The following is a 21191-nucleotide window of genomic DNA, read 5'->3' as shown; positions in this document are numbered from 1 at the left end:
TGCATCGATCGTCGGAGGTTTTTTTGTATGGAATAAGTGAAATATAAAGGGGGCGACGAGCGTTGATTAATTTAAAAGGAATAACAAAGGTATATGGAAAAGGCAGCCATGCGGCTACAGCACTTTCCGGATTGAATTTATCTATCGAAAAAGGTGAAATATTCGGAGTCATTGGCCATTCTGGAGCGGGAAAAAGCACATTGATCCGTTGCATTAATCTGTTGGAGCGCCCGACAGAAGGGGAAGTTTGGGTAGATGGTGTTGAGCTAACCAAGCTTTCTCAAGGTCAACTGCAGGAGCAGCGGCGCAAGATAGGGATGATTTTTCAACATTTCAATCTGCTATCTTCTGCGACGGTGTACGATAATATTGCTTTTCCTTTGCGACTCACAGGCTCCTCGAGAGCAGATATTGATACAAAAGTGAAAGATTTGCTTGCCTTAGTTGGGCTTGAAGAACACCGGGATAAGTATCCCTCTCAGTTATCAGGAGGGCAAAAGCAACGGGTCGGCATCGCACGGGCACTTGCCAGCGATCCTGATGTGCTGCTATGTGACGAGGCAACCTCTGCGCTTGACCCGCAAACGACAGACGCTATTCTTAAGCTATTGCTCGATATTAATAAACGGTTCCATCTGACTATTGTGCTGATCACTCACGAAATGCACGTGATCCAGAGCATCTGCGACCGTGTTGCGGTCATTCATGGTGGTGGTATCGTTGAGCAAGGTAAAGTTACGGAGGTATTCCTGAAGCCACAGCATGAGGTTACTCGCGATTTCATCCGCAGTGAATCACAGAATGAGGGACCCCTTCGTACGGCGCTTGACGCTGCTGCTGGGGACAACTCTCAGGCCGTCAAAATCACTTTTTTCGGAGAGAAGACCTACGGCTCTGCACTTTCCAATGTAGTACGCGAAACGGGTGTTAGCTTTGCCATTCTGCATGGCACCATTTCAACAATTAAAGACGTACCTTATGGACAAATGATTGTTCGGTTCGAAGGCCCAGCTGAAGCGATTGCTGTGACGATAGCTGAACTAACCGCTCAAGGCCTTGAAGTGGAGGTGATTTCGTAATGAATTTCGCAGATTTAAATTGGCAAGAAATGATGGATGCTACAGTTGCTACTCTGAAAATGATAGTTTTTTCCGGATTGTTCACAATTATTCTTGGTTTACCACTCGGAATTCTATTGTATTTATGCGAGAGATCGAATAGTATAGTAATCAGAGTAATTTACTCGGTCTTATCATTACTTGTAAATATCCTACGTTCCGTACCGTTTATTATTTTGATGGTGGCATTAATTCCTTTTACCAAAGAAATTGTCGGAACTTCCATTGGAGTACTCGGTACGATCCCACCGCTGGTGATTGGAGCAGCTCCATTCTTTGCTCGATTGGTGGAGACAGCGCTAAGAGAAGTAGATCGTGGGGTAATCGAAGCGGCGCAAGGAATGGGAGCATCCACGAATCAGATCGTTATGCGTGTTCTTTTGCCAGAAGCTCGTCCAGGTTTGATCGCTGGAGTTACGATCACACTGGTTACACTGGTCTCCTATACGGCAATGGCTGGCCAGGTTGGGGGCGGCGGACTTGGTGATCTAGCGATTCGTTATGGCTATCTCCGCTATGAGACGGAAATTATGCTTATTTCTATAACGTTTATTGTAATACTGGTGCAATTGCTGCAAATGGCCGGTGATCGTCTCGTAAAATATTTCACGCGGAAATAAGGTACGTCCATATATAGCCTTATTCATACAAAATACCAGATAAGAGGGGGATTTAAAATGAAAAAATTACTACTTACTTTTTTTAGTCTGACATTGGTTGTGGTGCTTGCGGCTTGCGGCAATAACAATAATGCTTCTAACTCGGCTGCTACTAATGCACCAGACAATGGTGCCGCAACTGGGTCAACTACAGAACCAGTGAAATTGGTTGTCGGTGCTTCACCTGTTCCTCACGCTGAGATCCTAAAAGCTATTGCTCCATTACTTGAAGCGCAAGGAATTACACTGGAAATTAAAGAATTCACTGACTATGTTCAACCGAACGTACAGCTAGATGAGAAGCAGCTAGATGCTAACTTCTTCCAACACCAACCTTATCTTGATGACCAAAATAAAAATAATAAAACCGATCTGATCTCCGTTGCATCCGTTCACGTTGAGCCTTTCGGAGCTTATTCCAAAAAAATAAAATCGATCGATGAGTTGGCTGACGGTGCGAAAGTTGCCATTCCGAACGATGCTACTAATGGGGGTCGGGCGCTAATCCTACTTGCGAAAAATGGTCTGATTACATTGAAAGACGATACTAACATTGCTGCAACGAAAGCAGATATCATTGAAAACAAGAAAAATCTTAAAATCATTGAGTTGGAAGCAGCTATGCTCCCACGTCAACTGGATGAGGTTGATCTTGCTTTGATCAACACGAATTTTGCACTAGACGCTGGTCTTGTGCCAACAAAAGATGCTTTGTTCATCGAGGGTACGGATTCCCCTTATGCTAACATTCTGGTAACTCGTCAGGACAATAAAGACTCCGACGCGACCAAAAAGCTGATCGCTGCACTGAATTCTCCAGAAGCTAAAGCTTTCATTGAAGAGAAGTACGAAGGTGCGATCATTCCAGCGTTTTAAGTAATGAAGCTTATCTAATTTCTAAATACACATAAAACCCGCTGCCATAATGGCATGCGGGTTTTATGCTGTATGTTGTAGGGGAAGGGTAAATCCACTATAATAAGAAAATCCCGATCTCCTGAAGAGGGGATCGGGAATGATATTGAATGGGATTAGAATACTTGCATAACTTCTTGTACGCCTTCTACTTCTTCAAGAAGGGCGCGTTCAATCCCGGCTTTCAAGGTGATCGTGGAGCTTGGGCAGCTGCCGCAGGCACCCATAAGTTTCAACTTAACGATGCCGTCTTCTACATCGACCAGTTCAACATCGCCGCCATCGCGCTGCAGGAACGGACGAAGCTTATCCAGCACTTCCAATACTTCATCATACATTTCGGTGCTTTGTGCATTCTCACTCATTTCTCAATCACTCCTTTCATAAGTTCATTATAGTACAAAAAGTTAAAAAATAAAATGGTTAGGCGGAATAGGGAGATCATCATGAGACCAATTATTGAATTTTGTGCCAGTAACATGGGTCACGGAACAGACAAGCTAATGCATAAGCTGGAAGAGAATCCGGATTACGATGTGATCGAATACGGATGCCTGAACAATTGCGGGGAATGTTATTTAACGCCTTTCGCCATGGTTGAAGGAGACATCGTTGCAGCAGATACTGTTGACGAGCTAGAAGAAAAGATTGCTGCCAAAATCAAAGAGCTAGAGGCTTGGTTCAATATAGAACTTGACTAAATGTTCCTTGTAAAATAAAGGGCTGCTCTCATCCGTTATATAAACGGATGAGAGCAGCCCTTAGGTTTATCCTAAAGTGCGTTTCGACATCCAGAGCACCCCGCTCTTGAGGATACGGGGAACCCGCCCTTTGACGGAGCGTTGGCCCATCAGACCAAATCCAGCTTTCTTGCCTAGTGAGCCTAAAGTACCCTTCAGACGAATAGGATGAAGTTTAGGGGTCTCGCCGCGCCATAAGGCTTGAATAACATGAGCGACCTGCTCACCCTGCGCTCCTGCTGCTTGTGCGCTTGGAGCGAATGGCAGGCTGGCGCAGTCGCCAATCACATACACTTCTGGATAATCAGGTACACGATAATACTCATCCAGAATGATCCGTCCTCCACGATCCTTCGGGACTGTTAATTCCTGAACGACCTTCACTGGTTGAATCCCTGCGGTCCATACCGTAACATCTGAAAGAATTTCCTCTTCACCGTTAAACAGTGCATCTTTCTCTACATGGGATACAGAAACACGTCCAAAGGTCTGTACTTGATGGTGGTGAAACCATTCCTCCACGTACTGTGACAGCTTCGCAGGAAAGGCAGACAAGACACGTTCACCACGATCCAGAATAGAAATATTAAGATCTGGTCGGCTCTCCCGAAGCTCTGCCGCCAATTCCACTCCACTTAGTCCACCGCCTACAATGTTTATTGTTCCATAAGGTTTCACATCGTTTAAGCGTTGATAAGTTTCCCGAGTTCCTGCAAAGGTCTGGATACTGCAAGTATATTGATCAGCTCCAGGGATGTTATGGTAATTGTCGGTACAGCCTAACGCAATGGCTAGTATGTCATAAGACACAGTCTCGTCAGGTTCCATTGTAACGATTCTGCTCTCCAAATCAATGGAACTCACCTCACCGTAACGAATAGTGAGACGGGGATGAACCGGAAACTGGATCCGCAAGTGATAGTCAGTTACTGTACCTGCGGCAAGTGCATAATATTCCGTTTTGATTCCTTGATAAGGCATTCGGTCAATTAAGATAATTTCAATATCCTGAGGAAGGTGATTATTGAGCAATTCTTGAATTAGGGCCAAGCCGCCATAGCCGCCGCCCAGAACGAGTAGTGTTCTCATGCTGACCGAACTTCCTTTCCAATATAGGATAACGGATCTAAGCTAGTCTTTTATTCGTATACCTTTATCGCATTGTAGAACGTGTCGCGTTCTACTGGAATTCGTCCAGCACCTTTCACTAACCAGATCAATTCATCGCGAGTGAGGCCTTCAGGTGTTAATGCACCAGCCGCATGGCTAATACGTTCTTTAAGAATGGTGCCATGTACATCTGATGCACCGAAGTTCAGTGCAACCTGAGTAAGCTGAGGACCGATATTAATAAAGTACGCTTTGATGTGATCGAAATTATCCAGCATCAATCTGCTGATCGCTATCGTCTTCAAATCCTCATAAGCCGAGTTGCGGCGCATAATCCCTGCATTTTTGTTCTTAGGCTGCATAGATAATGGAATGAACACCATAAAGCCGTTGGTTTCGTCCTGCAGATCGCGGATCTGCATCATGTGCCGGATGCGGTCTTCATGCGACTCAATGGAGCCGTAGAGCATAGTTGTATGTGTCTTCATGCCAAGCTGATGTGCTGTTCGGTGAACTTCCAGATACTCTTCGACATTAGCTTTATCTACGCGCATTTTTTTACGGTATTGGTCAGATAATATTTCTGCGCCACCACCAGTAAGTGTCTTAAGTCCTGCAGCACGCAACTGCTCCAGCACCTCACGAATACTTAACCCGCTAATTCGGGTGAAAAAATCAATTTCGGCTGCAGTGTATGCTTTTAAGGTTACCTCAGGAAAACGTTCATTCAAGGCTTTTAATGAATCCACATAATACTGGAAGGGAACTTTGTCATTATGACCGCCGACGATATGGAATTCGCGCACACCTGGATGAATATGCTGTTCGACATATTGCACCATTTCCTGACCGGAAAGGGTATAAGCTCCCTCTTCTCCATCATCTTTGCGGAAATTGCAGAATGCACAATGAGATTCGCAAACATTGGTGAAATATAGACTCATGTTTTCGATAAAATACACCTTGTTGTGGTTCTTTGCGAGATTGACTTCATTTGCTAGCTGGCCAATCGTAAGTAGGTCGTTACTTTGATATAAATAAACGCCATCTTCTAAATTCAATCTTTCGCCGCCGCGAACTTTTTCAATAATGTTCATCATTCGGGCGTCTGTTTGGGGGGTGAAAAGAGTAGACATATTATGAATTCCTCCTGAAAGTTTTACGGGGGCTATTGCCCGCAGTTAATTCCCAGACTTACCCAGACGGTAGCTGTTCATTCATGAAAATAAAGCGGAGGTTTAGCCTCCGTGACAAATTTCCGAATTTTTACTTATGTTTGCCTTCCTTATTATAAACCTCTCTTATAAGGGGATCAACAGCTGGATATGGATGGTTTATTTTGGTGTGGCAGGTCAAGCATAAGGCAGTTGTGACTTGAGGGTAATGGAATAGTCGGTTATACTGAGTTTATTAAGTATATATTTTTAAGAAAGTAACTTTTGACCGCAAGGTCTCTTAAACATAAGTTTTTTCTTGTGAAGTCAGTCTAATTTTTAGGAGGATATGATCATGATTAATATTAGCGAAAAGGCAGCAGAACAATTAAAGGCGATGCTTGCTGAACAAGAAGTGCCGAACATGTTCCTCCGTATTGGAGTAACGCCCGGCGGCTGCAGTGGATTCTCTTACGCTATGGGCTTTGATGATAATGAAAGCGATCAGGACGTATATATGGACATTCAAGAGATGAAGGTTGTTGTGGAGAAAGAGAATCTTCGTTACCTGGATGGTCTCGAAATCGACTTTGAAGAATCCGGCATGACTGGTGGCTTCACCATTAATAACCCGAACGCTACTGCAACCTGCGGCTGCGGCTCAAGCTTCCGGACCGCTTTGGATGCAGGGAAACCGAACGAAGAGCCTTGCTAATTACGACGTTATGTCTCCAAGCCCCATGTTGAGTTCTACAACACGGGCTTGGAGGCTTTTTTATTTTTCAATGACAAAAGTCATCACAAGGAGATCTAAGCATGCTAATTAGGAAATTAAACGCAAAAGAACAACCTCCCTTGCAATTGTTATTATTAGCCGATCCTTCCCCAAGTCTTGTTGAAGCGTATTTAAAAAGAGGCCAATGTTTTGTAGCTGAAGTGGAAAATTGCATTATCGGTGTCTATGTTTTGCTACAAACGAGACCTGAGACTGTGGAGCTAGTGAATATAGCCGTTGATGAGAATCAGCAAAGTAAAGGGATAGGAAAGCAGCTAGTTTATCATGCGATTGAGAATGCGAGATTACTTGGTGCGAAGACGATTGAAGTGGGTACGGGGAATTCTAGTGTAGGACAATTGGCTCTTTATCAGAAATGTGGATTTAGAATTATCGGAATCGATAGAGACTTTTTTATTAGACATTACAGTGAAGAGATTGTTGAAAATGGAATTAAGGTAGTCGATATGATCCGTCTTTCGCAAGATATATGAGTGATATACAAACGAAAGCCCTCCGACGGAATTCCGCGAGAGGGCTTTTGTTTGTTCCTGAGTCCAACTAGGCCGGAATAATGAACTTGTAATTAATCATAAACACGATGAGCGCTGCGGCTCCAAGGGAAAAGGCAATACAGCCAGCACCCAATGCTCTGCGTCTGTCTTTGATGAATTTAAAGCCAATAGCGCAGATCAGTATAGTTGTTCCAGCCAATACGATGGACATCCCAAGCATGGCCACCCAATATAAAACCTCGAAAAACTGAGCCATTCCGAGCCCTCCCCGCGCTTTTTTTAGCGAGCCTCTAAGTCATAATTATAAATTTAGAATCGGAAATGTAACCGCTATTAATAATACAACGATTTTGAATATTATTCTAGTTATAGTGAACTCATCCATTACGATTAAAATGTCGAATGCTCAGAGATAAGATTCTTCAAAATCTGCACTCTAACCATGCAAGTTGAGATTGTTGTCGATACAAGCTCTAAGCCCTTTTTGCTAAGAGCCTCTTCCTACACGGACAATCATACAAGAGGGCGGGACCTTTTCTGAGTAATGTATAGGGTAGGCTGGAATGTGAAGGGAGGGAAAGGACGATGTCGGGAAGACAATTAGCTAGCAAATGGTTAAAGACAGAAGCATTGCTCAGTGACTCGAGGGTTTCTCATTATATACCAATGACGAGGGTGTATTCGGCTGACTCACTGTTAGCCATGCTCCGGAGATACGGAAATGTTGTTATTAAACCTATAGTTGGCGGCGGAGGTTACGGTGTAATCAAAGTGTTTCGGGATAATCGAGGTTATGGATTCACTTATATGGACAGAACTCGAATTTACAAAGACTTTAAATCCATGAGACGTGCGCTCCATTTCGTCAAGGTCAGACGTAGATATTTGATTCAACAGGGGATTTCTCTCGCCAGAATTGGTGGGCGTCCTATTGATTATCGGGTTAAAGTAGTGAAAAATGGTGCTGTTTGGGAGTTTCGCTCCATGGTAGGGAGACTGGCTAGACCTGGTCTGTTCGTAACGAATTTATGTAAAGGGGGCACGATGCTTTCTTGTCGAGAAGGACTTCGCAGATCGTTGCCTCGAATTAAAGCTTCGGCGAAGAAAGCAGAGATGCGCAGACTAACGCTTGTATGTATCGAACTAATGGAGCGGCACTTCCCGGGAATAGGTGAACTGGGTTTTGATTATGCCGTGGATTATTCAGGTAAAATATGGATTCTGGAAGTTAATACAAGACCTCAGTAAATTAACAAATATTTTAGAATTGACGATAATAGAGTAGTAAGATAAAATTGCGTTTAGTTGCGTTCTTTTGGGGCGAATCATATTGTAATTTATTTACAATAAAAATATATTTTTAGCTGTATACAAGTGGTTCAATCCTGTGTATAACTATTATCCCCATATTCCACTGTGCAGTTATCACCTTTGTAACGCTTACGCACATATTATACACAGGATTTCCACATGTACTTGTGGATAACACGAACGCTTGTTCGAAAAATGATAGTTTGATATGATAGATTTAGATCCAAATACAGGAAAGGTAGATGAACGTTATGGTTGAATTGTCAGATGAGATGCTTCTAGACTCTTACCATAGAGCGATAGAACTGCAACTAGAGCATGATTTCATCGCTCTTCTACTCGTTGAGATTCGCAAACGCAACTTACACTCTCCAGTTCATGCGGTTCTTCATTAAAGAGCGCAAAGTATAACTTTGTAGCTGGCTACATATAAATAAACCGCGAGTCACAAACATAAAAGGGTATCCTGATAGGCTGCTATTGATAGGCCTATCAGAATACCCTTTTTTATTGTAGTAGGTAGAATTAGAGTTTCATATTACTGCTGTGTCCTGGTGAAAGCTTGGCTTCTGGATCGATGTAGACTTTTGCGTTATTCACAGCCGTTGGGGCTTCGCCGAATCCTACAGCAATTAGCTTCAGCTTACCTGGATAAGTTGTGATATCACCGGCAGCAAAGATTCCTGGAATGCTCGTTTCCATACGTGAGTCAACGACAATGGAGTTTCCTTCAATGTCGATACCCCACTCTGCAATAGGCCCCAGAGAGGAAACAAATCCGAAATTGACGATTACACTGTCGACTTCGATTTCTTGCGTTTCCTTGGTCTTGATATGGGATAAGGTAACCTTAGTAATAAACTCGTCACCATGCAGTTCTGTAATTTCAGTAGGTGTAATTACGTTAACTTTGGAAGCCATCAGATTCTCTACACTGTGCTCATGCGCACGGAATTTATCCCGGCGGTGAATCAGGGTTACTTGCTCCGCGATTGGTTCCAGCATTAGTGCCCAGTCTACTGCGGAATCACCACCACCGCTAATCAGAACTTTTTTATCTTTAAAGGCATTTAAATCATTTACGAAATAATGGAGGTTGGCTTTTTCAAACCGTCCTGCGTCTGGCAGCTCTAAACGACGAGGTTCAAAAGCACCTACGCCAGCTGTAATGATAATAGCTTTACTGTGATATTCTGCTACATCAGTTGTAACTACAAAATGGCGTTCGTCCCGTTTCTGAACAGAAATTACTTTCTCCTCCAGCCGGATATTCGATTGGAACATATCCATTTGCCGTGTCAGGTTGTCAACCAATTCTTGTGCAGTTACTTTTGGGAAACCTGCTACATCATAAATGTATTTTTCAGGATAAAGTGCAGCAAGTTGTCCTCCCAATTGGGGCATACTTTCAATAAGTGTTACTGATGCCTGACGCATCCCACCGTAAAATGCGGCAAACATGCCAGCTGGACCGCCACCTATGATTAAAAGGTCGCTCATAGGAACGCCGGATTGCTCTTGTGTCACGGGATATTACACCTCCGAGTTGATATATTCATTTTGCCATACTTGTATTCTTTCTTATTATAAACATTGTGACACATACCTGCAAAGAAAGACTTTAGAACACAATAAGATGTGACGTTTTTTAGTATTTTAATGTTTGATTAATAATACACTAAGGTTTACAATGGATATGGTCAATTTAGAAATCCTTTAAGTTTGATTGGAATTTCTTCTAAATATAAGTGTATAAATTCACAAAAAGGACCGTACATTGTTTCAATAAAAAATACAAAGACAGATTTACCTCTTGGAAGGAGCCGGAACATGAGTAGTATTCCCAAAATCGTAATCTTAGGCGCGGGCTATGGGGGTATTTTGACCGCACAGCGCTTACAGAAGGCTTTGAACTATAATGAAGCGGATGTCACGCTCGTAAACCGTCACGAGTACCACTATTTTACTACCCATCTACATATGCCTGCCGCAGGTACGGATAGTATTGAACACACTCGGGTGTCTATTTCTAAATTAATCGATGAATTCAAGATCGATCTCGTTAAGTCATCTGTTCAGGAAATTCGTACCCAGCAGAAAAAGATTATTTTGGAGGATGGTACTCTTTCGTATGACTATCTCGTCATTGCTTTGGGCGGAGAGCCTGAAACATTCGGTATTCCAGGACTTGATAAATACGCACTGACGATCCGGAGCATCAACTCTGTTCGTTTGATTCGTGAACATATTGAGTATCAATTTGCTAAATACAAGAACGAGAACAATGCTCAGGAGCATATTAATTTCGTAGTCGGTGGTGCCGGCTTTAGCGGAATTGAGTTTGTGGCCGAATTAGCTGACCGCATCCCTGGATTGTGCAAAGAATTTGACGTTGATCCAAGCATGGTAAATATATATAACATAGAAGCTGCTCCAACAGCTCTACCTGGATTTGCTCCTGAACTTGTTGAGTATGCGATGAACCTGCTCACTAAGAAGGGTGTTACATTTAAAATGGGCGTTGCGATCAAGGAATGTCTACCAAACGGTGTAATTCTGGCATCAGGCGAAGAGATTAAAGCTTCTACAATTGTCTGGACAGGCGGAATTCGCGGAAATCGTCTGATTGAAGCTGCAGGATTTGAAGCTATGCGTGGACGTGTGAAGGTAGATGAATATTTACGTGCACCAGGCCAAGACAATATCTTCATTATTGGAGACGGCTCCTTGATGATTAACCCAGAAGGACGTCCTTACCCGCCAACAGCACAAATTGCTATGCAACAGGGAGAGTGCTGTGCACATAATTTGGTGGCTGCGATTCGTAATCAACAACCAAAGAAATTCGCATTCAGCAATAAAGGAACAGTAGCTTCACTAGGCAAAGGTCAAGGGATTGCTGTAGTTGGCAGCAAAACATACAAGGGCTGGACCGCAGCTCAATTGAAAAAAGTTGTGGATATGCGCTACTTGTTCATTATCGGTGGGATTCCGCTGGTTCTGAAAAAAGGAAGATTCTTATAAGATGCGTCACTGCAGCGTGCAGGTGCGTGGACTGCTGACCCGTGAAGAATTGGACCGGTATAACGGACTGATTGAGGTTGGATCTTATCTGGAGGATCAGAATCAGTACGATCTAGCATATGTTGTCCAAAAGGAAATAGATCTGCTCATTCTTCCTGGCATTGAACGCTTAAAGGAAAAAGGGCGTGCACGTGACCGGGCTACGGCTGAATATTTGGAAAGTCTGCGTGATGATGAAGATGACAGCGAAGAGGATTAGGTAACAGGAATTTTCGTTATAGCATTTAAAAAGGGTGAGTTCTCCATAAAGATCTGGAGACTCACCCTTTTTTAAATATAAGAATGTATATGTTTCACACTATAATTTATCCTTCTATCTCTCACAGAAACGGGTACCGTCCCTAAAAGGACGGTACCCGTTTCTTCTTGGTACTACAACTTGAGCATTTCTTCAAAAGAATCCTCAGTCAGCAGGTTGCCGACATAGAAAGGTCCGAATTCGCCGTAGCGAGCACTAACTTCGTCAAAGCGCATTTCGTAGACCAACTTCTTGAACTGTAATGGATCTTCAGCGAACAGGGTTACGCCCCATTCCCAATCATCAAAACCTACGGAGCCGGTAATAATCTGTTTCACCTTACCAGCATAACCACGTCCGATTAATCCGTGAGAAGCCATCAGCTCCCGGCGTTTATCCATATCAAGCATGTACCAGTTATCGGCGAGCTCGCGTTTCTTGTTCATTGGATAGAAGCAAATATGCTTCGCTTGCGGCAAAACAGGTTTTAGACGTGCGATAACATGCGGATTCTGCATAGGATCACTGCCATCGCTGCCACCCGCAAGGTAATTGCTTAATTCAACAATACTTACGTAGGAATAGGCTTTAGTTGTATATTGAGCAAAAGCGATTTTGTTAAAGGCCGTCTCAAGCTGGTTCAGATCTTCTAAGCTTTCGCGCAAGAACATCATTACGAAATCGGCCTTCTGGCCAACGATGGAATATACCGCGGAGCTGCCTTGTTTAGCCTCTTCGACAGGGCTCCATTCCTGCATAAAAGCATGTAATTCTTCCAGAGCAACGGCACGTTCTTCATCATCTGCTGCCGTCCATGCGGTCCAGTTCAGTGAGCGGAAGTCATGCAATGCATACCAGCCTTCCAGTGTCATAGCGGCTTCGTTCATGATCTCACTCCTTAAAAGTTTTACGAAGCATAGCTCCGCTTGAAATAACATCGCGTAAAACTCACATCGTAAGCATACACTTAGTTTTACGAAGCACAGGCTCCGCTTGAAATAACATCGCGTAAAACTCACATCGGAAGCATACGCTTAGTTTTACGAAGCACAGGCTCCGCTTGAAATAACATCGCGTAAAACTCACATCGTAAGCATACACTTAGTTTTACGAAGCACAGGCTCCGCTTGAAATATCGTCGCGTAAAACTAGCTACGAAGCTGTTGCATCATAGACTATGTATGATTTATTAATCTATATGCATTGTATCGCAATCAAGTTGCTTAGAGCAAATGATGACATTCCGTTGTAAGAGGTTTAGCCCTAATTTTGTATAAAGTTCATTGCTTCGTGACATTTTTTCTAGTAAACTTACTACTAGCTCGTATTAGATGTGCGCTTCTTTATAGAAAGGGGTAGTGACGGTAAGATGGGGTTTATTCCAGTGTTTATCCTAACCGTTTTATTCTTTGTGATGATGTTTGGTATTGGATTTATTCTTAACATGTTAATGAAGACAACCTGGTTTCCCGCTTATCTATTCGTACTGATTATTCTACCCGTCGTAATCTATTCCATTTGGGATAGAAGCGCGATGTCGCTCTGGGAGCATCTCTCCAGTTTTCACTTTGTTGATTACTTAACAGGTATCGCTGGTCTTGCAGGTGCTATACTGAGTGGATGGACCATTCAAAAGCTGCGCTTTGGCGGTTACAAGATGTTTTAAAGATCTAAATTAAGTACCTGCGGCTCTGATGTGAGAGTCGTTTTTTTGAACATATAAGATTTTAGTTCTACGCTAAGAATCAATTTTAAATTCTGCGAGAAACGGAACCTTCCTCTTTTAGAGGACAGTGAAACCGTTTCTTCTTGTTTAATAGAGGTAGAAACTCGTAAAAAGAAGTTGATTATATAGCGAAAAGAATCGAAATTGGGATTTTATTTACATTTCCCGCTTCTTATTTTGTGATAGAATAGAATCCTGTATGAATTCGTGAAAACAAGGGGGTATCCGTAGATGCGCATGAGTAACTTACATCATTTCACCGAACATCATCGGTACTGCGTTTCCCGCGAATTTGGTCTTAGTGTTATAGATGGACGTATGCTTAGCTCTGTGTATCAGCCTATGGTAGGAGCTTTTGCAATCAGTTTCTATCGCTTGCTGGTTGAACATGTGCCGGCAGATAGCATTGGCTATTCTGGAGTGGAGCAACAGCGCAGGTTATTTATGACGCTAGGCGTTGAACCGAATGAGAAAGGCCGCAAATATTTAATAGATCAGGCTTCCCGGTTAGAAGCGGTAGGTCTGCTACAGACCTGTCGAATCTATGTGCCGGAAACCGATGATTACTTATATGAATATGAGCTAATGCCGCCGCTATCGCCAGCTGACTTTTTTGCCACTCAGCATTTGACGTTGCTGTTACGCGATAAAATCGGCAAATTTGCTGTGCTGTCCTTACGGGAACAATTCTGGAACCGAGAGCCAGAAGAGTGGAGTCGCAGATCCATTGGCAAAGAGAATATCTCCGTGCCTTTTTATGATATTTTTCAACTTAATACACATGTCATTGATTATGAGCTGGAGCAGGCACTTGCAGAAGTAGCCACTGTGCGTCAGCCTGGCATGCGTGAATCTGGAGAACAAGCAATTGGATATAGCGATATTATTTTGCGTTTTCCACGGGAGTCCGTGAATCGGGCTCATGTAGAAAAATTGCGTTTTGACCATACTCAAATGGGTGTTATTAACTATGTAGCTCATAAGTATGAACTCAGTCCGCAGGATTTATGTCGTCTGCTGGATGAAGATGGCGTGTTCTCACCGGAAGGCGAGGTTATACTGGATGCACTGCAATATAAAGCGAGCCAGCATTTCAGGCAGGATATGAAACGACAAGAAAAACGTGAAATTGCTGCTGCTAAGGTTGTTTCTATCCGTTCCAGTGCCTCAGAAGAGAATGATGATTCTATAGCGCCTCCAGAGCAATCTGTAGAGATGGAGTATTATGTAGAAGTACCACCACAATTTTTGTCCAAATGTGACATTCACCAATATAATATGATGCTGCGGAACGAACCTTATACACGGCTGCTTCAAACCTTTTTCCCAGGTGCAGTACCCAGTCATTTGATGGATATGTTCGAGAAGATAGATTTGAACTATAAGCTGAGCGGTGAAGTAATCAATGTACTTATTCATTATTTAATGACTATGGTTGCCTCAGGTGGAGAACAGCGAATGAACAGAAATTTTGTGGAGGCCATCGCTTCCAATATGCTGGTTAAACAGGTGAACACCTACGAAAAGGCTGTAAAATATATCAGGGATCAGTCCAAAGTGAAAGGCAAGGGAGCCACAACTAACACGGCGGCAGGATCTAGATCACGTTCATATGCCAAAAATACAGGCCGATCCGCTAAACCGGAAATTCCGATTGTGCTGGACGATGGAAGTGCCGGAACGGTATCGGAAGAGGAATTCGCGGCGATGATGAAGAAAGCGGCGGAAATTAAGGCTAACAAGAAAAAAGGCGTTTCTCAAGCGCCGTAATGAAAGAGAGGTGGAACTATGGAGTCTATGGGCGATGTGCTTCGTTCGATCAACAATCCAACTCTACGGCAGCGTCAACGCGATCTTGAACAGGAGTTATTCAATCATCCACTTGTGAAGGCATTACAGTCCGAACATCCTGAGCTGGACGATTCGCGACTGCGGCTTCATATGAGCCGCCTGTATCAATATGTAGAGGAAAGCCGCAACTGTGCGAACTGTCCGGGTCTAGAGAAATGTCCGAATGATTTCCCTGGTCACTTTAGCAAACTTACGGTAGAGAGCGTGAATGGTTCGGCGGACTTATATGAACGCAAGACGGCATGCCGACTTAAAGTGGCACAGGATAATCAGGATAACATCCGCAAACGTATCCGTAGCTTTTATGTGGACGAGCGTGTGCTTAATGGCGGTTATGATGAAATAGATATTATGGGCAAGGATCCACGCCGGGTCTCAGCGGTTAATAAAATATTTGATTATATCACGAGCGTTAAAGAAGAGGGTCTGACCTCGCGCGGGATTTATTTACATGGGACTTTCGGAACAGGTAAGACGTTTCTGATGTGTTACTTGCTCCATGAGCTTGCTGTTGCCGGCTATACTGGAGTTATCGTATATATGCCAGATTTTATCGAGGATTTGAAGTCGATCATGATGGACGGCCAGAAGATGAAGGAAACCGTGGATACGATGAAAAACTGCGATTTACTTATTTTTGATGATATCGGTGCGGAGAACTTGAATCCTTGGGCGCGTGATCATGTGCTTGGTGCGATTCTGAATTATAGGATGAACCGTAAACCAACCTTCTATACCTCGAATTATCCACTGGATGGTTTGGAGAAGCACCTTAGCTTCACTAGCAAGGATGGCGAGGAAATTTATAAAGGCCAACGTTTGATGGATCGTATTGCTCCTTTTGTGGATGTTATTCCACTGCATGGGGAGAATCAACGGGGGACGATTAGATAATCTTGAAATATTCACAACCGAAAAATTCGAAAGAGCAGCGATTCTCCTTTTATTGGAGGGTCGCTGCTCTCTGTTTCCCTAATTACTCACAAAAAAGAAGCCACCCCATTAGTAGCATTCACTACTGTTGAGACAGCCTCTGTTTATATTGCGATGACTCCCTTACTCCGTAATGAACTTAATGATAACCATGCCGAAAAAGACAACGGTCATAAATGCAGTCATTCCGAAAAATCCATTCATTAAATCACCTAGATCATTGCGGGGTTCTTCGTTGATATGTTCTCGTGGGTCCCGTACTTGCGCGTTGACATCCATAGCTTCTGCCTCCTTACAGGGACAATGCCTGTATTGTTAAGATGCAAATTGAGTTGACCATTATGAAATAAGTCATTGACATTTAATGCGCTTTCTTAGAGTATACCGAAAGGCTGGGGAGGTTGTAAAGAAAAGAGTAACGTAAATAAAATTAGTTTGAGAGCAATATAATTGTATGTGATATATAACATATCCCTTAAAGATATGTTATACTGGAATTGTGTCGGTAAGTGGTAATTTGGTTATCATATTACATGAAACAATTTATTAACTTATATTTTCGGAGCAGATTCCATAAACTAAGCTTTGGTTTAGAATGGAGTAATGTTTCGTAAAACTTTAGAGGAGGAACAATATCATGGCTATCGTGAACGTGTCTGACCAAACCTTCAGTAACGAAGTGGAAGGTCAAGGTACTGTAGTAGTAGACTTCTGGGCTCCTTGGTGTGGTCCTTGTAAGATGATTGCTCCAATCTTGGACGAATTGTCCGCAGAGCTGGGAGACAGCGTGAAAATTGCAAAATTGAATGTGGATGAGAATCCGGAAACGGCTTCCCGTTTTGGCGTTATGAGTATCCCAACCCTGATCTTCTTTAAAGACGGTCAACCGGTAGATAAAGTTGTGGGATTGAACTCCAAAGAATCCCTGAAAAATATCGTAGCTAAACATCAATAATTGTTAAATGCTACTGTTCGGGCCTTGGCCCTGCCGCTCAGCGCCTTCGGTTCATTCCGGAGGCGTTTTGTGTGCTGAATGCCAATTAATTATGGGTCCAATTTAGCTGGAGGGGATCATTTTGGACAATATCCGCAACAAACTAGCTCTATTACCCGACCTGCCCGGGTGCTATCTGATGAAGAATGAAGAAGGCACAATTATTTATGTAGGCAAGGCGAAGGTACTTAAGAATCGGGTTCGCTCTTATTTTACAGGCAGTCATAATGGTAAAACTCAGCGGCTTGTCGCTAACATTGCTGATTTCGAATATATTGTTACGTCCAGCAACATGGAAGCGCTCATTCTCGAGTGCAATCTGATTAAGAAGCATATGCCGCGTTATAACGTACTTCTGAAGGACGATAAGACATTTCCTTATATCAAAATAACGAATGAAACTCACCCACGGCTTGAAGTTACACGTCGGGTGATTAAAGATAAAGCAAAATATTTCGGCCCTTATCCTAATGGTTATGCTGCACAGCAAACGAAAAAGCTTCTCGATCGTATGTATCCGCTCCGTAAATGTGGCGTAATGCCAAAGGAGGTCTGCCTTTACTATCACATGGGTCAATGCTTGGCGCCGTGTGAGAAGGAAGTGCAGAAATCTGAGTATGAGCAGATTACGCAAGATATCGCTGCTTTTCTGAGCGGAGGTCATGATGCGGTTAAGAAGGATTTACAGCAGAAGATGCAGGAAGCTGCTGAGGAATTATATTTTGAACGGGCGAAGGAACTTCGGGATCAAATTATCCATATTGATGCCTTGATGGAGAAACAGAAGATTAACACTACAGATACTAAGGACCGTGATGTATTTGGTTATGCGGTAGACAAGGGATGGATGTGTGTACAGATTCTGTACATGAGACAAGGGAAGATGATTCAGCGCCACTCTTCCGTCTTTCCGTTCTATGGGGAAGCCTATAGTGACTTTATGTCTTATGTGACGCAGTATTACAGTGATAATCCAGCCCTGCCGCAAGAGATTCTTCTGCCGGATGTGCTTGACGAGGAAGCGGCAGTTGATAAAGAAGCAAAACCTGCGATTATCATTGCTGCTCCAGCCGAAGAAGATCTACAAAAGGGGGAAGATACCCCCGAATCGCCTGAAGAAGCTGAGGCGCGTGAAATGGCCGCTGCTGAAGCATCAGCAGCAGGTGTCGTTGATGCCGCAGGTGGCGCCTCTATTCTACAGGAGTGGCTCGGCACGAAAGTACTAGTGCCACAGCGTGGCCTCAAGAAGCAGATGGTCGGTATGGCCTGCCAAAATGCAACAGTCGCAATCGACGAGAAGTTCCGGCTTATTGAACGAGATGAAGTACGTACCTCTGGTGCTGCAATAAGCTTAGGTGAGAGCTTGGGTCTCGAACGCTTAAGCCGGATCGAGGCGTTCGATAACTCGAATATTCAAGGGACCAATCCGGTCTCTGCGATGGTTGTCTTCATTGATGGCAAGCCCGCACGAAAAGAGTATCGTAAATATAAGGTTCGTACGGTAGTGGGTGCGGATGATTATGGAACCATGCGCGAGGTCATCAGGCGGCGGTATGAACGGGTGCTGAAAGAAAACCTGCCGATACCGGATCTTATCGTAGTCGATGGTGGTAAAGGGCAGATATCCTCAGCCATTGATATTTTGGAGAATGAGCTGGGGTTATTCATTCCGGTCTGTGGTCTCGTTAAGGATGATAAGCATAAGACGGCTCAGCTTTTGGTTGGAGATCCGCCAGAACCTGTCGCTTTGGCTCGGGATAGTCAGGAATTTTACTTGTTGCAGCGAATTCAGGATGAGGTGCATAGGTTCGCTATCACCTTCCACCGTGAACAACGTGGGAAGTCCATGGTTACCTCTAAACTGGACTCCATACCAGGTATAGGCGAAAAGCGGCGCAAGGCACTGCTTAAGCATTTCGGATCGCTAAAGAAAATTAAAGAAGCCTCCATCGAGGATTTCAAATCACTTTCTATTGGCGAAAAGTTGGCTAGTCAAATTCTTGAGGCGCTCAAGGATGAAGAGCCAGCGACATAGGCATTCGAAATGCTGGAATGATGTATACGTAAATAAAAAAAGGTGTCATAGCAGTTTTCTGCTGTGACACCTTTTTTCTTTATCGGGTATCGCCCCGTTACTTCTTTAACTTATTGATGTAGGTTCAACCGGCTTAGGTTCTGATTTTTGCGGCGGATTAAACCGGTAGACGATATAGGCGACTATGAACGGCATGATAATCGCGAAGATACCAGCCCCTACATTCACGCTTTCCTTCATAAAGATCAGCGTAGCGCCCATCAGAATGCTGTCAAACACGACGTGACTGAACATGACGGCAATAAAGCCGTAACGAAGGAAAATATAGCTAAAGAGCAGCCCGATCACGGTCAGCTCAATAGGACGGGAACTGATGGGATAGATCGGATACAACGTATGACCAAACGCCCAGACCAGCGTAGTGATCAGGCAAGCAATGAACGTGCTGCGGAATACTTTTTTCAACATAGGGATTCCGAAAAAACGATAAATAGCTTCCTCGGATAAACCAGCGAGCCATGCAACGATGGGCAGCAGCCAAGCATATCTCATGTTGTAAGGAGATTGAGTAGCGTCAGTAGTGGACCAGTTCTGTAAAGTAAATGATAATACGATGAACATAAGGGTCTGCACCCCTAGCAGTACGAATGCCCAGATGTATCCAGCTCGGATACTATCCAGCACGTATTTTCCATAGCCAGGCTCTTTGGCACGGGGCCATGGATTCATCCCCTCTTCTTTTTTCCAGAGGCCGTCGCCGCCAACTAGAGAGAAATAGAGCAGGGAGGACATTAGAAGGCTATATAAGGCATAAATGATGAACATAATGACGGAAGTTATCTGAGCCTCGAGTCCTTCGCCTGAGGATTCAGGAAGCATATTATAGGTGCTGATCATCATGATTACAAAATAAGCCGAGCTAAGGAATATTCCTCGCTTAAAAGAGGTGTGTTCTCTTCTAAGTATGCTGTAGATGAGTGCCAGAATTCCTAAAGCTAAGGTAGGCAGACCGTAGCCGAACAGAGTAAGCTTTTCCGCGAGAGAGGTCTGGTCCTTCACGTAGGAGGTATGCCAGGCTGGAGCAGAGAATCCTGCTTTAAAGCTGGATACCTGTTCGCCAGCGAAATCGAAATAATAGTGCAGCAAGGATTCGCCGATCTGAACCGAACGATCAGTATACACGAGCCCATAGTTTCCCATATTCGATTCAATTTGCAGCTTAGCGGGATTCACATCCCATTCCTGAAGCCAGGGACGGGCAAGATTTTCTTTTTGTGCTAGTGATAAGGCAGTACCCTTGTCCTCTTCTTTTGCGCTGGTGGATACAGTGCTTGGTAATCCGGCACCTGATCCTTCTGCACCTTGTGTGAAAGCGACAACTGCCCCAGTATACATATTGAGGTCAACGGAGATCAGGGGCTCTTGTTCCGCTGAAGGACTAAGTGTTACACGAAAGATGTCAAAAGGATATCGTTGATCCAATTTCTTTTTTGTATAGTCCTCCAAAAGCTTCTCGCGGGACATATAACCGTAAAAGGAAGAGTCCGTTTCGTACAGTACATTCCACTGATCAGTTGGTTCTTTGGTGTAGTTTAGCTTTTGTTCTGCGAATGATATCGCTTTGTCGCGGGCTTCCGTCTTGCTGATAATGGTAGTATCTTCCCCGGCAGGGCTATTTAGCACCGAGGGAGCAATCTGAAACATAATAAATAGAATAAGACCGATCATGCCCGAGATGATGAGCCTCTTGGAGAGGGCACGTTGCTGTAAGGGCTGGCCAACGGGATTCATGTAACGCCTCCTTGTAAACTGACAATGTTATGTTCCATTATAGTATTAGTACCATGATAGTTACAAAAATCATCGTATATTCTTTTTATGGGTAATAGAGATATTATAGAATAGGTAACTGAATATATACCATGAATTTAAAGTGATCATTTCTTCATTTTTCATGAAAATCGATGCAATTGCAGGGAAAACACGGAAAAGTGATGAGAAAAGGCACTCCTTATGGCGCATTCTCTCCAAAC

The 21191-nt window shown here is 43.6% G+C and carries 23 protein-coding genes; 15 read left to right on the top strand and 8 right to left on the bottom strand.

The window, feature by feature from the left end:
* Window positions 1–62: 62 nt before the first annotated feature.
* The 3 genes from UQ64_RS21900 to UQ64_RS21890 are packed head-to-tail and all read left to right on the top strand — an operon-like array spanning window position 63 to window position 2653.
* The gene (locus UQ64_RS21900) at window positions 63–1079 is read left to right on the top strand and encodes a methionine ABC transporter ATP-binding protein (RefSeq protein WP_060625564.1); all 1017 of its coding nucleotides are present in this window, start codon (window positions 63–65) and stop codon (window positions 1077–1079) included.
* Window positions 1079–1738, top strand: a complete 660-nt coding sequence (locus tag UQ64_RS21895) for a methionine ABC transporter permease (protein WP_060625563.1) — start codon at window positions 1079–1081, stop codon at window positions 1736–1738. Before UQ64_RS21900 ends, UQ64_RS21895 begins: the two co-directional genes overlap by 1 nt.
* A gap of 57 nt (window positions 1739–1795) precedes the next feature.
* Window positions 1796–2653, top strand: a complete 858-nt coding sequence (locus UQ64_RS21890; RefSeq protein ID WP_060625562.1) for a MetQ/NlpA family ABC transporter substrate-binding protein — start codon at window positions 1796–1798, stop codon at window positions 2651–2653.
* Window positions 2654–2808: 155 nt separating this feature from the next.
* Here UQ64_RS21890 and UQ64_RS21885 read toward each other — a convergent pair whose 3' ends face one another.
* The gene (locus UQ64_RS21885) at window positions 2809–3057 is read right to left on the bottom strand and encodes a NifU family protein (protein WP_042130899.1); all 249 of its coding nucleotides are present in this window, start codon (window positions 3055–3057) and stop codon (window positions 2809–2811) included.
* An 81-nt stretch (window positions 3058–3138) separates the two neighbouring features.
* On the opposite strand from UQ64_RS21885, the gene UQ64_RS21880 reads away from it, so the two are divergent.
* On the top strand, window positions 3139–3393 hold the full coding sequence (locus UQ64_RS21880) for a YuzB family protein (protein WP_060625561.1): 255 nt from the start codon (window positions 3139–3141) through the stop codon (window positions 3391–3393).
* Between the two features lie 66 nt (window positions 3394–3459).
* Here the strand turns inward: UQ64_RS21880 and UQ64_RS21875 are convergent, their stop codons facing one another.
* Both UQ64_RS21875 and mqnE read right to left on the bottom strand, forming a co-directional pair.
* Entirely contained in the window at window positions 3460–4521 is a 1062-nt protein-coding gene (locus UQ64_RS21875) for an NAD(P)/FAD-dependent oxidoreductase (RefSeq protein WP_060625560.1), read from the bottom strand.
* Between the two features lie 50 nt (window positions 4522–4571).
* Window positions 4572–5678, bottom strand: a complete 1107-nt coding sequence (mqnE, locus tag UQ64_RS21870) for an aminofutalosine synthase MqnE (RefSeq protein ID WP_060625559.1) — start codon at window positions 5676–5678, stop codon at window positions 4572–4574.
* A gap of 373 nt (window positions 5679–6051) precedes the next feature.
* On the opposite strand from mqnE, the gene UQ64_RS21865 reads away from it, so the two are divergent.
* Both UQ64_RS21865 and UQ64_RS21860 read left to right on the top strand, forming a co-directional pair.
* Window positions 6052–6411, top strand: a complete 360-nt coding sequence (locus tag UQ64_RS21865) for a HesB/IscA family protein (protein WP_060625558.1) — start codon at window positions 6052–6054, stop codon at window positions 6409–6411.
* Window positions 6412–6512: 101 nt separating this feature from the next.
* The gene (locus UQ64_RS21860) at window positions 6513–6965 is read left to right on the top strand and encodes a GNAT family N-acetyltransferase (RefSeq protein WP_060625557.1); all 453 of its coding nucleotides are present in this window, start codon (window positions 6513–6515) and stop codon (window positions 6963–6965) included.
* 67 nt (window positions 6966–7032) lie between these two features.
* Here UQ64_RS21860 and UQ64_RS21855 read toward each other — a convergent pair whose 3' ends face one another.
* A complete protein-coding gene (locus tag UQ64_RS21855; protein WP_042130893.1) occupies window positions 7033–7242 on the bottom strand; it encodes a hypothetical protein in 210 nt (69 codons plus the stop codon).
* A gap of 329 nt (window positions 7243–7571) precedes the next feature.
* Here UQ64_RS21855 and UQ64_RS21850 point away from each other — a divergent pair, with 329 nt between their 5' ends.
* Both UQ64_RS21850 and sda read left to right on the top strand, forming a co-directional pair.
* A complete protein-coding gene (locus UQ64_RS21850; protein ID WP_060625556.1) occupies window positions 7572–8234 on the top strand; it encodes a YheC/YheD family protein in 663 nt (220 codons plus the stop codon).
* Between the two features lie 314 nt (window positions 8235–8548).
* Window positions 8549–8692, top strand: a complete 144-nt coding sequence (sda, locus tag UQ64_RS30305) for a sporulation histidine kinase inhibitor Sda (RefSeq protein WP_036685584.1) — start codon at window positions 8549–8551, stop codon at window positions 8690–8692.
* Window positions 8693–8822: 130 nt separating this feature from the next.
* Here the strand turns inward: sda and UQ64_RS21845 are convergent, their stop codons facing one another.
* Window positions 8823–9797 carry an NAD(P)/FAD-dependent oxidoreductase gene (locus UQ64_RS21845; RefSeq protein WP_094877850.1) on the bottom strand — a complete coding sequence of 325 codons (975 nt, stop codon included), beginning with the start codon at window positions 9795–9797 and terminating at the stop codon, window positions 8823–8825.
* A 330-nt stretch (window positions 9798–10127) separates the two neighbouring features.
* On the opposite strand from UQ64_RS21845, the gene UQ64_RS21840 reads away from it, so the two are divergent.
* Window positions 10128–11321 (top strand): NAD(P)/FAD-dependent oxidoreductase, encoded by a 1194-nt coding sequence (locus tag UQ64_RS21840; RefSeq protein WP_042130890.1) that lies wholly within the window; start codon window positions 10128–10130, stop codon window positions 11319–11321.
* A gap of 1 nt (window position 11322) precedes the next feature.
* Window positions 11323–11580, top strand: a complete 258-nt coding sequence (locus tag UQ64_RS21835; protein WP_060625555.1) for a hypothetical protein — start codon at window positions 11323–11325, stop codon at window positions 11578–11580.
* Between the two features lie 173 nt (window positions 11581–11753).
* On the opposite strand, the gene hemQ is transcribed toward UQ64_RS21835, so the two are convergent.
* Entirely contained in the window at window positions 11754–12506 is a 753-nt protein-coding gene (gene hemQ, locus UQ64_RS21830) for a hydrogen peroxide-dependent heme synthase (protein ID WP_042191564.1), read from the bottom strand.
* Between the two features lie 482 nt (window positions 12507–12988).
* Between hemQ and UQ64_RS21825 the strand changes: the two genes are divergently transcribed.
* The 3 genes from UQ64_RS21825 to dnaI all read left to right on the top strand — a co-directional run bounded on the left by UQ64_RS21825 (window position 12989) and on the right by dnaI (window position 16090).
* The gene (locus UQ64_RS21825; RefSeq protein WP_060625554.1) at window positions 12989–13285 is read left to right on the top strand and encodes a YuiB family protein; all 297 of its coding nucleotides are present in this window, start codon (window positions 12989–12991) and stop codon (window positions 13283–13285) included.
* A gap of 291 nt (window positions 13286–13576) precedes the next feature.
* The gene (locus UQ64_RS21820; RefSeq protein ID WP_060625553.1) at window positions 13577–15115 is read left to right on the top strand and encodes a replication initiation and membrane attachment family protein; all 1539 of its coding nucleotides are present in this window, start codon (window positions 13577–13579) and stop codon (window positions 15113–15115) included.
* Window positions 15116–15133: 18 nt separating this feature from the next.
* Window positions 15134–16090 carry a primosomal protein DnaI gene (gene dnaI, locus UQ64_RS21815; protein WP_060625552.1) on the top strand — a complete coding sequence of 319 codons (957 nt, stop codon included), beginning with the start codon at window positions 15134–15136 and terminating at the stop codon, window positions 16088–16090.
* A 162-nt stretch (window positions 16091–16252) separates the two neighbouring features.
* Here the strand turns inward: dnaI and UQ64_RS31050 are convergent, their stop codons facing one another.
* Window positions 16253–16408 carry a YqzM family protein gene (locus UQ64_RS31050; RefSeq protein ID WP_156417639.1) on the bottom strand — a complete coding sequence of 52 codons (156 nt, stop codon included), beginning with the start codon at window positions 16406–16408 and terminating at the stop codon, window positions 16253–16255.
* Between the two features lie 358 nt (window positions 16409–16766).
* On the opposite strand from UQ64_RS31050, the gene trxA reads away from it, so the two are divergent.
* Window positions 16767–17084, top strand: a complete 318-nt coding sequence (gene trxA, locus UQ64_RS21810) for a thioredoxin (protein ID WP_042130884.1) — start codon at window positions 16767–16769, stop codon at window positions 17082–17084.
* 121 nt (window positions 17085–17205) lie between these two features.
* Window positions 17206–19158, top strand: coding sequence for an excinuclease ABC subunit UvrC (gene uvrC, locus UQ64_RS21805; RefSeq protein WP_280818238.1), 1953 nt, complete (start codon window positions 17206–17208; stop codon window positions 19156–19158).
* A gap of 105 nt (window positions 19159–19263) precedes the next feature.
* Here the strand turns inward: uvrC and UQ64_RS21800 are convergent, their stop codons facing one another.
* A complete protein-coding gene (locus UQ64_RS21800) occupies window positions 19264–20949 on the bottom strand; it encodes a CPBP family intramembrane glutamic endopeptidase (protein WP_060625550.1) in 1686 nt (561 codons plus the stop codon).
* Window positions 20950–21191 lie beyond the last annotated feature (242 nt).

Origin of the sequence: Paenibacillus etheri (genome assembly GCF_001012825.1) — a bacterium.
GTDB lineage: Bacteria > Bacillota > Bacilli > Paenibacillales > Paenibacillaceae > Paenibacillus_AQ > Paenibacillus_AQ etheri.
This window is presented reverse-complemented; position numbering and strand designations above follow the sequence as displayed.

Coding starts and splice junctions, on each gene's coding strand:
- UQ64_RS21865 (WP_060625558.1), top strand. CDS start 6,052: ATGATTAATATTAGCGAAAAGGCAGCAGAACAATTAAAGGCGATGCTT.
- UQ64_RS21825 (WP_060625554.1), top strand. CDS start 12,989: ATGGGGTTTATTCCAGTGTTTATCCTAACCGTTTTATTCTTTGTGATG.
- UQ64_RS21850 (WP_060625556.1), top strand. CDS start 7,572: ATGTCGGGAAGACAATTAGCTAGCAAATGGTTAAAGACAGAAGCATTG.
- mqnE (WP_060625559.1), bottom strand. CDS start 5,678: ATGTCTACTCTTTTCACCCCCCAAACAGACGCCCGAATGATGAACATT.
- UQ64_RS21820 (WP_060625553.1), top strand. CDS start 13,577: ATGCGCATGAGTAACTTACATCATTTCACCGAACATCATCGGTACTGC.
- trxA (WP_042130884.1), top strand. CDS start 16,767: ATGGCTATCGTGAACGTGTCTGACCAAACCTTCAGTAACGAAGTGGAA.
- sda (WP_036685584.1), top strand. CDS start 8,549: ATGGTTGAATTGTCAGATGAGATGCTTCTAGACTCTTACCATAGAGCG.
- UQ64_RS21855 (WP_042130893.1), bottom strand. CDS start 7,242: ATGGCTCAGTTTTTCGAGGTTTTATATTGGGTGGCCATGCTTGGGATG.
- UQ64_RS21845 (WP_094877850.1), bottom strand. CDS start 9,797: ATGAGCGACCTTTTAATCATAGGTGGCGGTCCAGCTGGCATGTTTGCC.
- UQ64_RS21880 (WP_060625561.1), top strand. CDS start 3,139: ATGAGACCAATTATTGAATTTTGTGCCAGTAACATGGGTCACGGAACA.
- hemQ (WP_042191564.1), bottom strand. CDS start 12,506: ATGAACGAAGCCGCTATGACACTGGAAGGCTGGTATGCATTGCATGAC.
- UQ64_RS21800 (WP_060625550.1), bottom strand. CDS start 20,949: ATGAATCCCGTTGGCCAGCCCTTACAGCAACGTGCCCTCTCCAAGAGG.
- UQ64_RS21840 (WP_042130890.1), top strand. CDS start 10,128: ATGAGTAGTATTCCCAAAATCGTAATCTTAGGCGCGGGCTATGGGGGT.
- dnaI (WP_060625552.1), top strand. CDS start 15,134: ATGGAGTCTATGGGCGATGTGCTTCGTTCGATCAACAATCCAACTCTA.
- UQ64_RS21895 (WP_060625563.1), top strand. CDS start 1,079: ATGAATTTCGCAGATTTAAATTGGCAAGAAATGATGGATGCTACAGTT.
- UQ64_RS21860 (WP_060625557.1), top strand. CDS start 6,513: ATGCTAATTAGGAAATTAAACGCAAAAGAACAACCTCCCTTGCAATTG.
- UQ64_RS21885 (WP_042130899.1), bottom strand. CDS start 3,057: ATGAGTGAGAATGCACAAAGCACCGAAATGTATGATGAAGTATTGGAA.
- UQ64_RS21875 (WP_060625560.1), bottom strand. CDS start 4,521: ATGAGAACACTACTCGTTCTGGGCGGCGGCTATGGCGGCTTGGCCCTA.
- UQ64_RS21835 (WP_060625555.1), top strand. CDS start 11,323: ATGCGTCACTGCAGCGTGCAGGTGCGTGGACTGCTGACCCGTGAAGAA.
- UQ64_RS31050 (WP_156417639.1), bottom strand. CDS start 16,408: ATGGATGTCAACGCGCAAGTACGGGACCCACGAGAACATATCAACGAA.
- UQ64_RS21890 (WP_060625562.1), top strand. CDS start 1,796: ATGAAAAAATTACTACTTACTTTTTTTAGTCTGACATTGGTTGTGGTG.